Raw genomic sequence first — 11810 nt, 5'->3', positions numbered from 1 at the left:
AAGTTTCATTGCACACAAGAGTTAAGAAACTAGACCAAACATACATGCCTCCAGATTTGCGCAAAGCTCACAACGAGCTAGATAAAATAGTAGATGTTGCTTTTGGTGCTACAAAGCCTTGCACTAATAACGACGAGCGCCTAGAAATTCTCTTCAAATCCTATATTCACATGACTAAGGAATGAATTTAATATAAACAAACCCACAAAACTAAAAACAAATCTGTAGTTTCTACAAGTCAGGATTTATATTAAGAAGTGTTGATTGCTGTTAGCAGAGGGTCACAAGTTTTGTGTGACCTTCTAGCATATTCATTCTTCTGAAACAATACGCAGTTGAATTGTGAAACTCGTAACTGAACCTTTTATCCTCATAGTTCGAAAAAAATATTGCTTTTTTTTTTAAGTGAATAAACTTTATTGTGATGTATGCAAATTTTGGGGCTGACTCTAATTTTGCATAATTTTCAAATCGAATTAAGAAAGGAAGAAAGATGAATGGGGAGAATATGGAAATGCCTCCAGTGAATAATGATAACAATAACAAGCATTTGAGTGGGCTTGGAGTATCTGCGCTTGTATTGGGTATTATTAGCATTGTATTTTCTGTAGTTCCAATTATTAACAATTTGTGCATAGTGTTGGGAGTTCTAGCAATAGTTTTTGCTGGATGCTCTTGGAAATCAACTGGTAAAAAAGGACACAAGCGTGGTCATGGAATGGTAATCGCTGGTCTTGTTCTAGGTATCCTTTCAATAGTAATTACTTTATCTATGCAAGCAAGTTTTAGTGCTTCTATAGATAAAGCTAAGTCTGGCTTAGATAAAGCAAGTAAAAAGCTAGACAATATGGCAAAAGGTATTGCCAATGAGAATGCTAAAGAGATGAAGATTCAAGTTAAGGGCACTGCTCCAACTGATATTAACTTATTAGTTTCTGGTTCTAACAGCAATGAAAGCACAAATAATGGTGTTTGGGAGAAAGTCTTTACTGGCAAGGATGCTCAAAAGGATTGGACAATCATGGCATCGCCAAAAATAGACGTTGATAATCCAACGGCAGACAATTACAAAGTTGAATGTTCAATTACTGTTGATGGCAAAGAAGTGTCTCATAAGAGCGCAACTGGAACTTCTGCTAATGTAATGTGCACTGCGTCTGACATAACTGCTAAGTAATTTATACGTTTTTATAAAATTTATTCAAACAAAAGCCCGACGAGTTTACGCGCCGGGCTTTTAGTGTATTCAGTTAGTTATTGTGTAACTTTACTTATTCTTATTGCTATCTTCTTTAGCTGCGCTATCTTCTTTTTCGCTATCTTCAGACTTATTATCCTCAGATTTATTTTCTTCAGTAGCAACAGCAGCAGTTGTGTCTATTGTCTCAAACTTTTCGCCTTTAATTGTGAACTCCCCCAGCAATCCTTCGCCTTCAGCATCCACCTTAATGTGTTCGCCGTCAGAAAGTTCACCAAGCAAAATCTTTTCAGAAATAGTATCCTCAATATCTCGCTGAATTACGCGACGCAACGGACGTGCACCAAGCAAAGGATCGAAGCCTTTCTGTGCAAGCAAATTCTTAGCGGCATCCGTAATTTCTAGAGACATGTGACGATCAAACAGCCTGTCGTTAAGCAACTTCACGTCCATGTCAACAATTTGACGAACTTCTGGCTCCGTAAGCTGACGGAACACAATAGTGTCGTCCAAACGGTTTAAGAACTCTGGACGGAAATGACGCTTAAGCTCAGAATTAACCTGATCTTTCATGCGCTGATACGTGGAATCAGCGTTATTTCCAAGTGTAAAGCCAGTATTTGCAGCCTTCGCAATATCGCGAGTACCAAGATTGGTGGTAAGAATAATAATCGTATTCTTAAAGTCCACTTTTCTACCCTGACCGTCTGTTAAGTGACCGTCATCGAGTACTTGCAAAAGCGTGTTGAAAATATCTGGATGAGCTTTTTCAATCTCGTCGAAAAGCACCACAGAGAATGGCTTTCTGCGAACTTTTTCAGTAAGCTCGCCACCTTCTTCATATCCAACATATCCAGGAGGAGCACCGAAAAGCCTAGACGCAGCATACTTTTCTGCAAACTCTGACATGTCAACTCTGATTAAGGCATTATCGTCATCAAACAAGAAGTTTGCAAGCGCCTTGGCAAGCTCAGTTTTACCAACTCCAGTAGGACCAGCAAAAATAAACGATCCAGAAGGACGTTTAGGATCCTTCAAACCAACTCGAGCACGACGAATCGAGCGAGCTAAAGCAGACACAGCTTCATCTTGACCAACAATACGCTTGTGAAGTTCAGATTCCATTTGAAGAAGCTTCTGTGATTCCGCTTGAGTAAGCTTTACTACAGGAATGCCTGTAGTGCTTGAAACAACGGAAGCAATCATGTCTTCATCAACAACCATCTTGACATTAGACTCGCCTTCGCGCCAAGCCTTTTCCTTCTCTGCAGCTTCATTCTCAAGCTTTTCTTGATCGTCGCGAAGATTGGCAGCTTCTTCAAAATCTTGCTGCTTGATTGCTTCATCTTTCTTTTCAGAAATCTTAGCAATCTTATGGTTTAATTCTTTGAGCTCAGGCGGCTGAGTCAAGCGCTTAATACGCAAGCGCGCACCAGCTTCATCAATAAGATCAATAGCCTTATCTGGAAGGTGACGATCTTGAATGTAACGATCAGAAAGCTCAGCAGAAGACTGTAAAGCTCCATCGGTAATAGTTACATGATGGTGATTTTCGTAGCGAGAACGCAATCCTTTAAGAATCTCGATAGTTTCAGCAATTGTAGGTTCTGGAACTTGAATCGGCTGGAAACGACGCTCCAAAGCAGCATCTTTTTCAATATACTTGCGATACTCGTCAGTAGTAGTAGCACCAATTGTCTGTAGCTCTCCACGCGCAAGCATTGGTTTAAGCATATCGGATGCACCAAGAGCTCCATCAGCAGAACCTGCTCCAACAATAGTGTGAATCTCATCAATAAAAAGCACAATATCGCCGCGTGTTTTAATTTCTTTAAGCACTTTTTTCAAGCGCTCTTCGAAATCGCCACGGTAGCGAGATCCTGCAATCATTGAACCTAAGTCTAGAGAATAAACTTGCTTATTTTTTAACGTTTCCGGCACATCGCCTTCAACGATTTTCTGTGCGAGACCTTCTACAACTGCAGTCTTACCAACTCCAGGCTCTCCAATAAGCACAGGATTATTCTTCGTGCGTCGGCTAAGTACAACCATAACGCGTTCAATTTCTTCAGAACGACCTATAACAGGATCAAGCTTTCCTTCTTGAGCTTCAAATGTTAAATTGCGTCCAAATTGATCAAGAAGAGCAGAGCCGGATTGATTTCGCTTATCTTGCACACTTCCAGCATTAGCTAACTCGCCCTTCTCGCTACCATTAGGAGCATTATCTCCACGAATTAAATCAACAGTAGTGCTTCGCAAGTCTCCAAGATCAACTTCCATCTTTATAAGTACTTGCGTGCCCACACCTTCGCCTTCGCGTATAAGCCCTAGCAAAATATGCTCAGTACCAATATAACTGTGACCAAGCTGAAGAGCTTCGCGCAAACTCAGTTCAAGCACTTGCTTAGCGTGAGGCGTAAAAGGAATATGACCAGCAGGCGAAACAGTGCCTTTGCCGATCATCTCTTCAACCTGTTTGCGAGTGCCTTCTAGGCCTACGCCTTTTGAGCTTAACGCTTTCGCGGCAATGCCCTCACCTTCGCGAATAAGCCCGAGCAAAATATGCTCAGTACCAATATAATTGTGCTGAAGTGAGCGAGCCTCTTCCTGAGCTAGCACAATCACGCGTCGTGCGCGATCAGTGAACCGTTCAAACATAACTACCTTCCGTTCTTTTCTTTCATTCCATGGTAACGAGTCGCCATGACGCGAAGCGTCGTATATATTTATTCATTCGTACAGCATTCCATAGCATCACAATAATCATGAATGATGAACCTAAATATTCATATTCTCGTTTCTTGCATAATTACTTATGTTGTCTGCGAGATTTTCTTTTATATAATCGCATTGATGTGGATGCTGTAGTTTTTGAAGTGTCTTCAGATTCTTGTGACTCTTCCACTTTTCCTGTTAACGGTATTTCTTCTGTAACAGAATTTTCGTCTACTAAGTTTACTTCTGAAGAATCAGGATAATCTGTATCTTTTTGGGATTTTTCAAATTTTTCAGATTCATTAGCTACAGTCTCTTCAATTTTTTCAGTTTGATTTTCAACTTCAATTTCGCGATTTTTGTCATCATTATTTTCATATGATTTTTCGTCAATAGTTGAATTGTTTATTAAATCAGATTCAGATAAATTATTTTGTTCATCTTTGTCTGTTGAGGCTTCTTTTTTGTTGCGCAATTTTGAATCTAATTTTCTGCGCTTACGACGATGCATCTTACTGTCTTCGATTGCTTCCTCAATAAGCTCAACGTCTGCTCGCTCATCTCGTGGAGCTTGTTGCAAAATGTCAATATGATAATCGTCGTATGCAGGTTCAGATTGAATCCAAAGCTGCGATGGCTCAGGTGGTTCAATGTCAGAATGCTCACCACAAGCATGATCAAGCGATACAACTCGCCCATCGTCTGGGCTCCACATGTTTGCGCATACGCCAAACATAGAGCCTAAACTTCCAGCTAGAGGAATGAGGAATCCGCATGATGAACATGCTTTGCCATCGGCAATTTTTGTAGATAACGACTTTGGGCCATGTTGACCTGCGTACCAGCGTTTAGCTGTTTGCGAAATTGCTTCCGCAGTCATTACTCGTCTGCGAGACAGTCTTAGCGTTGAAACAGCTTCTTCAAGATCTTCGTCAAAATCATTATTTGCATCGCAAGATTCTTGATTTTGATTAATATCTTTTTCTGCGTTTGCGTTTGTGTCTGCATCTTCTTCGCTAGTATTAGCTTTAGCGTCATCTTCAGTTTTAGACTCAGAATAATCATCTGAATTTGCTGATTCTATATTCTTTTCAGAATTATTATCATCAATATTATTTACTTGACGGAAGCCATCTTCTAGTCGAGAATCGTCTTCAGATGTGCCAATAGAGTCCATTACAGAAAGATCACTTGGTTTCAAGCGGTCTTTCCACGGAATCCATGGTGGTGAAAGCAAAGAATTTTCAGTAGGAACAAGCGTTGATTCGTTCACGGTCCAACGTTGCGTTTCTTCATCATGATACAACGTAACTGACCACTGCCAGCCTTCATACCCAACTAAATTGCTTACGAAACGAAAGTCTGTAACTCCGTTGCCAAGCTCTATAGAAGATACAAAATCTCCTACTGCATCAGTACGTTCTGAAGTTTCCACAGCTATACTTCTAGCTAGTTCTTGTGGATCCATCACTTCATCAGTCATAAATAATATTCCAGACACTATTCCTGAACGTCAAAATTATCTGCCACTGCACGCAACAATGTAGCAAGTTTTTTGCTTTCAGCAGTTGATGGGTAATGACGTCGACGCAAACCATTACCAGCAGAATCAAGAAGCTTAATAAGATCTTCTACAATAGCTGCCATATCTTCGGCTTTAGGACGAGTAGCCTTTACAAGCGATGGTGCTGTTGCAATAACATTCAAGCCCATAGCCTGTGGTCCTTTGCGACCTTCAATTACAGAAAACTCAACTCGTGTACCCTTGTGTAAACTTTTTACAGTAACTGGCAATGCTGCTGCTGGCAAGAAAACATCCTTACCATCATCTCCAACAATAAAGCCGTACCCCTTCTGCGTATCGTACCAACGCACGCGCCCATTGGGCATAACACACCTCACTCCAAATAATTCTCATTTCGCACGCTGAAGTGCACAAGGCATAAAGTATCAGCATATGCGATAGGTTTATAGATAGTGTACCAAATATTGTTATTACTTGTTTCCTTATTACATTGTAGCGCATACACGCGGGCAATAAAATTTTTTAACCTACGCAAGTGTTGCTAATGCCAATATTTTAATCGCTAACAATTTTAGAAGGCTCATCGATTTCATTAACTGGCAGAACTACAGTAAGAGTTAGGCCATGAGCTTTAACATCTATTTGCTCAGACCCATCCATAGTGTCATCAAGATTAGTTTTAGAATTGGTCGATGCTTCTAATGGAGAAGATATAGTTGCGCAAATAAAACCATGATGTGCTTTTACTACAGATTGCGCAATTGCCATACCCAAGCCAGTTCCACCTTTTTCTCTAGCTCTTGATGGGTCAGCAATATAGAAACGCTCGAAAATTCTAGACAATGATTCTTCTGGAACTCCAGGGCCATGGTCAACAACTCGAATTACAGCATACTTATGACCCGTATCAGTAGATTGGCTGACTTCCGCTGCTTCCAAAAACTCCTTCAGTGATTCTTTTACAGAAGGTAATTTAGATAATTCATTTGGAGTTATAGACGCCTTCATAACTCCTACTGCAATTTCTACAGGAGAATCAACAGGGGTGTATCTATGAATATTTCCTACGATATTTGTCATTACTTGGCGTAATCTAGCACCATCACCGAGTAGCGTAACAGTTGGAAGTGTACCAACATGGAATTGGAGCTTACGCTCAAAATCGCAATTTGTGCAACTCATAAGCTTCCACTCATCCGAAATAGTTAAATAGCCTTGTTGAACGGATCTAGCAGGATCAAGAGCATGTAGATCATTAGCCGCGTCAGAAAGTATTGGAGATAAGCTAACTTGCTGTGAAATATTAATTCCACGACCCTCATCAAAACGCGCCAAAGAAAGCAAATCTTCTACTAGTTCAGTCATTCTCTCGCTAGAAGCCTTAATGTGGGCAATAGAGTCATCTGCTCTCTCCTGCTCTCCTGGCATGTTGCGCCACATTGTATATAACTCAGCATATCCATGAATTGCAGCTAATGGAGTACGTAATTCATGACTTGCATCTGAAACGAATCGCTTCATTTTTTCTGTCATATCTTCTTGCTCATTAAATCCTCTTTCAATACGAGCAAGCATAGAGTTAAGAGAAGCTGCTAAAGATCCAACCTCAGTATTTTCAGGAGCAGATGGAACTCGTTTGCTTAAATCTCCAGAAGCAATTTTTGAAGCTGTTTTTTCAATTCGTTTTAACGGTCTTAAAGCTGATTGAATAATAATTGCTGAAAATACTGCTCCAAACAAAATAACTGCAATACTCACCATTATACAGTAACGAGTAAGTGTGCTAACGGTATCAATTTGATCGCTAAGAGATAAAGCAATATAGACATAACCGCTAACACTTAACTCTGAATTATAGCTATTTTTTTGACCCCACGTTAATACTAAAACTCTCCATGGAGCTGTTGCAGCCTTTTTAGTGATTGCATCGACTTTATTAGCATTCCCCTTGACGATTGCAGGTGCTGTGTAAGGCTTGTGGGTAACAATTTTTTTACTATCAAAACCGTCTGCAGGAAGTTTAGGAACCGAAACAACCGATCCTTTAATTGGTATTAATGGAGTAGAAATAATTTTATTATGCGTATCTCTAACTTGCATAAAGTAATTATTTGGACCTACTGAAGATTGATTTGAGTTTTTCATGCGCAATGAATCAACATTGTCATAAACAAATTGCGCTTGACTTGCTAATTGTACATCAGTTTTTTCTAGCAAATAATTTCCTACGAGCTGCTGAATTGATAGTGATATGCAAAAAGCGGCTACAGTTAAAATAGCGAGAGTACATGCAACTAAACGCGTACTCAGTGGTATTGCATTTATGCGACGACGTAGCCAGCAGGTTTTACGAGGCTTTTTGTTTTTTTTGTTATTTTCACTTAGCTCTATCGCAACACTTTTTCCAGCAGTTCTAACATCTGAATCATCTTTAGAGTTATTATTTGTGCTGTTGCTAATAGTTGATTCAGCGTTATTGTAGTTATTATTACTAGATTGCATGATCAGGCTTGACCTGCCTTAGGCTCTCGAATCATATAACCGATGCCACGTTTAGTTTCAATAAGAGGAACTACTTTTTGCTGTTTTCCTGAATCATCAGTAATTTCAATGCCATCAATCTTCTTTCTTAAATAAGAAATATAAGATTCAACGATTGCTGCGTCTCCGCCCCAATCGTACTGCCATACGTGATTCAAAATCTGGCTTTTTGACAGAACTCGACCTTCATTGTCCATAAGATAATGAAGTAGTTTGTATTCAGTTGGGCTAAGTTCGATTGGCACGCCACATCGAGTCACGTCATGAGAATCCTCGTTAATCTCAAGATCCGCAACTTTTATAATATGAGTTTCTTCATCAGGTTCTTGTGTTCTGCGAAGAATTGCTCGTATTCTTGCCACTACTTCTTCCAAGCTGAATGGCTTTGTAACGTAGTCATCTCCACCAACGGTTAGACCCATAATTTTATCTTGTGTATCGTCTCTTGCAGTTAGGAACAATACAGGAACTTTAATTCCATTTTGACGAATACGCCTCGTAACAGTAAAACCATCAATATCTGGGAGCATAACATCCATAACGATAAGATTTGGATTTACTCGTTCAATTACTTCAACAGCTTCTGAGCCGGATGCAGCAGTTTCTACTTCAAACCCAGCAAAATGCAAAGATGCTACCAAAAGTTCACGGATTGATGGCTCGTCATCGACCACGACAATAGATGCTTCAACGTTCTTACTCATATTGATTAGCATCACTTATCAAGCTGAATGTTTCCTGAATAATTGCTGAAAATAAAACAAGTTATCGAATATTTTTGTCTACCTGTGACGAGCGTGCCTTCTACGAGCTTTTCTAACACCAGCAAGTATTTGACGTTGTATGCGATTCTTTCTAAACAGAATAATCGCGACTATTGAGAATAATGCCAACAATATTAATAGCATAATAATTGTAGAAATAAGACTTGCAGAAGAAGTTGTTGACGTACGTTTTGCACGCATTATTTGTTTCATCATCATTATTGCAGATTGATCCCAATGCGTTCCAGTTGTGCTTACTAATGGCTTATAAGCTGCATCGGATAACGAGTCTACAGTATTTTTATTTTTGAGCCATTCATCGGAATTAGGCGAAACAGCTACAACTAATCTTCCATCATGAGTTGCTACTGCAAGCAGCACAGTATTTTTAGCTGGAAGCGTACTAATCAACAAATCACTAGCCCATTTTGATGGATTTTTTGTATTTCCAAAAGTAGACAAATATAAGAGCCTAACATTTACTCCTGTACGCTTTTTTGTTGTCTCAATCATGTCAGCAACTTTACTGACAGAATCCCCAAGCAAATTTTCTGTGTCTGTTATTGAGTCTGTTGCAACTATTCCAGAATTTTGCTCATTACTTTCAGCATATGCATTAATTGTATTTACTCTATTTAAAGGTAAAAATATGAGCGAATTTATTGGAAGAGTTGGAAGAATAAAAGAAAAACTAAATAAAAATGCCATTAATAAAAGCAATACGCGTTTAGCTAAAAATAGTTTTGAATGAGAATGCTGGTAGTTAAAATTTGCAATACGCGTGCAAGTTAAGCTTTTAACCACATTGGTGCATGAATCTTTTTCGTAGTTTTTTGATGGCATATATTCATAATAGCGTGACATCACACAAGTAAAAGTAGCATTATAAAAATCCTTGCTTAATTTATTTGGAATGTTTCGCAAAATAATTTATAAAAAGCGTTTATTTAGACGCAAAACAAATGGAGGGGAAATATGGCACAATTTCGAGTTGATTCAGAGCAAATTCAGCAGGCTGCGGCAGCCGTTGGAACCTCGGTTAGTGCAATTAGAGATGCAGTCAACGGGATGTATACCAATTTACAGCAATTGCAGAGCGTGTGGACTGGATCGGCGGCTACACAATTTGCGTCGACCGCTCAGCAGTGGCGAGCGGCGCAACAACAAATGGAACAATCATTAGAAGCAATTCAGCAAGCTATGCAACATGCGTCAGGAGTGTATCTTGATGCGGAAGCTCAAGCTACTTCCCTATTTGGAATGGGCTGAATAGTCTGAATAATCTAATGAAATATAAATGGCGGTATACTTTACTTGTGAGCATACCGCCATTTACTATGAGCTATTCAGCTATAAAATTTTTACAACTTTTAATTTAGTAGCCCATGTCGGCACCAGCTTGTGGTGCTGCAGCTGGTTTTTCTGGCTTGTTAGCAACCACAGCTTCAGTGGTTAAGAACAAACCTGCAATAGAAGCAGCGTTCTGTAGAGCAGAACGAGTTACCTTAACTGGGTCAGTAACGCCAGCAGCCATCAAATCTTCGTAAGTGTTGGTTGCAGCGTTGAAGCCTTCGCCTTCTGGAAGCTCACGCACCTTGTTGAGCACAACATCTCCAGAAACGCCAGAGTTCTGAGCAATCTGCTTGATTGGAGCTTCTACAGCGCGGAACACGATTGCAGCACCCGTCGCTTCTTCGCCCTTAAGCTCTGTGATTGCTTGAGACTTTTCAATCTTTGCAGCAGCCTGAACCAAAGCTACGCCACCGCCTGGAAGCAAACCTTCCTCAATAGCAGCCTTAGCGTTACGAACTGCATCTTCAATACGATGCTTACGCTCCTTAGCTTCAACTTCAGTAGCAGCGCCAACCTTAATAACAGCAACGCCGCCAGCAAGCTTAGCAAGACGCTCCTGAAGCTTTTCGCGATCGTAATCGGAATCAGTGTTCTCGATTTCTGCGCGAATCTGAGCCACGCGAGCATCAACATCTTCCTTAGATCCAGCACCAGAAACGATAGTTGTTTCATCCTTAGAAACAATAACCTTAGCTGCGTGACCAAACACAGAAGCGTCGATAGAATCGAGCTTTAAGCCAAGGTCGTCAGAAACAACCTGTGCACCGGTCAAAATAGCCATATCTTGAAGCATAGCCTTACGACGATCGCCGAATCCTGGAGCCTTAACAGCAACAGTGTTGAAAGTGCCACGAATCTTGTTCAAAACAAGTGTTGGCAATGCTTCACCATCAACATCTTCAGCAATAATAAGCAATGGCTTGCCAGACTTCATAACAAGCTCAGCGATGTGGACGATATCCTGCTGGCTTGAAACCTTGCCAGAAGTGAGCAAAATGTATGGATCTTCAAGAACAGCAGTTTGATCGTCAGCGTTAGTGACGAAGTAAGGGGAAATATAGCCCTTATCAAAGCGCATACCTTCAGTGAAGTCCAAGTCAAGACCAAACTTGTTGTTGTCTTCAACTGTGACAACACCATCCTGACCGACCTTATCCAAAGCTTCAGCAATCTTTTCGCCAACTTCAGGATCAGCTGCAGAAATCGTAGCAGTAGCAGCAATCTGTTCCTTGGTCTCAACATCCTTTGCAGAAGCAAGCAATTCCTTGACGATTGCTTCAGCAGCCTTTTCGATGCCGCGGCGAAGAGCGATTGGGTTGCTTCCTGCAACAACATTCTTCAAACCTTCATGCACCAAAGACTGTGCCAAAACAGTAGCAGTTGTAGTACCGTCGCCTGCAACATCATCAGTCTTCTTAGCTACTTCCTTAACAAGTTCGGCGCCAATACGCTCGTATGGATCTTCAAGATCGATTTCCTTAGCGATAGAAACGCCATCATTTGTGATAGTTGGTGCACCGTAAGTCTTATCTAATACAACGTTGCGACCCTTTGGACCAAGTGTAACTTTAACAGTGTCTGCAAGCTTATCCAAACCGGCGAGCATACCCTGGCGGGCGTCTTCCTGGTAGGCAATAATCTTTGCCATAGTTCCTCCACATACGTTATTTATGAACTTTTCACTGCAATCTTGAGTAATAAGCCGTCAGCT

General features: G+C 40.5%; 10 protein-coding genes. 3 read left to right on the top strand and 7 right to left on the bottom strand.

What is annotated here, in order from left to right; translation table 11 throughout:
• Positions 1 to 8 precede the first annotated feature (8 nt).
• Together HXT37_RS03740 and HXT37_RS03735 are read left to right on the top strand one after the other, a co-directional pair.
• Entirely contained in the window at positions 9 to 185 is a 177-nt protein-coding gene (locus HXT37_RS03740; RefSeq protein WP_415705294.1) for a type IIL restriction-modification enzyme MmeI, read from the top strand.
• Between the two features lie 308 nt (positions 186 to 493).
• On the top strand, positions 494 to 1177 hold the full coding sequence (locus HXT37_RS03735; RefSeq protein ID WP_421779271.1) for a DUF4190 domain-containing protein: 684 nt from the start codon (positions 494 to 496) through the stop codon (positions 1175 to 1177).
• A 90-nt stretch (positions 1178 to 1267) separates the two neighbouring features.
• Here the strand turns inward: HXT37_RS03735 and HXT37_RS03730 are convergent, their stop codons facing one another.
• The 6 genes from HXT37_RS03730 to HXT37_RS03705 all read right to left on the bottom strand — a co-directional run bounded on the left by HXT37_RS03730 (position 1268) and on the right by HXT37_RS03705 (position 9670).
• Positions 1268 to 3859 carry an ATP-dependent Clp protease ATP-binding subunit gene (locus tag HXT37_RS03730; RefSeq protein WP_033888763.1) on the bottom strand — a complete coding sequence of 864 codons (2592 nt, stop codon included), beginning with the start codon at positions 3857 to 3859 and terminating at the stop codon, positions 1268 to 1270.
• Between the two features lie 151 nt (positions 3860 to 4010).
• On the bottom strand, positions 4011 to 5399 hold the full coding sequence (locus HXT37_RS03725) for a DUF3027 domain-containing protein (RefSeq protein ID WP_421779270.1): 1389 nt from the start codon (positions 5397 to 5399) through the stop codon (positions 4011 to 4013).
• Positions 5400 to 5416: 17 nt separating this feature from the next.
• Positions 5417 to 5806, bottom strand: a complete 390-nt coding sequence (locus tag HXT37_RS03720; protein ID WP_012914139.1) for a cold-shock protein — start codon at positions 5804 to 5806, stop codon at positions 5417 to 5419.
• 190 nt (positions 5807 to 5996) lie between these two features.
• Positions 5997 to 7943, bottom strand: a complete 1947-nt coding sequence (locus tag HXT37_RS03715) for a sensor histidine kinase (RefSeq protein WP_421779269.1) — start codon at positions 7941 to 7943, stop codon at positions 5997 to 5999.
• 2 nt (positions 7944 to 7945) lie between these two features.
• Positions 7946 to 8686, bottom strand: coding sequence for a response regulator transcription factor (locus HXT37_RS03710; protein ID WP_004111521.1), 741 nt, complete (start codon positions 8684 to 8686; stop codon positions 7946 to 7948).
• A 78-nt stretch (positions 8687 to 8764) separates the two neighbouring features.
• Complete coding sequence (locus HXT37_RS03705) at positions 8765 to 9670, bottom strand: hypothetical protein (RefSeq protein ID WP_102703073.1); 906 nt, start codon at positions 9668 to 9670, stop codon at positions 8765 to 8767.
• 51 nt (positions 9671 to 9721) lie between these two features.
• On the opposite strand from HXT37_RS03705, the gene HXT37_RS03700 reads away from it, so the two are divergent.
• The gene (locus HXT37_RS03700) at positions 9722 to 10015 is read left to right on the top strand and encodes a WXG100 family type VII secretion target (RefSeq protein ID WP_004111519.1); all 294 of its coding nucleotides are present in this window, start codon (positions 9722 to 9724) and stop codon (positions 10013 to 10015) included.
• Positions 10016 to 10121: 106 nt separating this feature from the next.
• Here HXT37_RS03700 and groL read toward each other — a convergent pair whose 3' ends face one another.
• A complete protein-coding gene (gene groL, locus HXT37_RS03695) occupies positions 10122 to 11747 on the bottom strand; it encodes a chaperonin GroEL (protein ID WP_012914136.1) in 1626 nt (541 codons plus the stop codon).
• Between the last annotated feature and the right edge of the window lie 63 nt (positions 11748 to 11810).

Origin of the sequence: Gardnerella sp. DNF01151 (assembly GCF_049244235.1) — a bacterium.
GTDB lineage: Bacteria > Actinomycetota > Actinomycetes > Actinomycetales > Bifidobacteriaceae > Bifidobacterium > Bifidobacterium swidsinskii.
The sequence above is the reverse complement of the archived record's forward strand: the minus strand, read 5'-3'. Positions and strand labels throughout refer to the sequence as shown.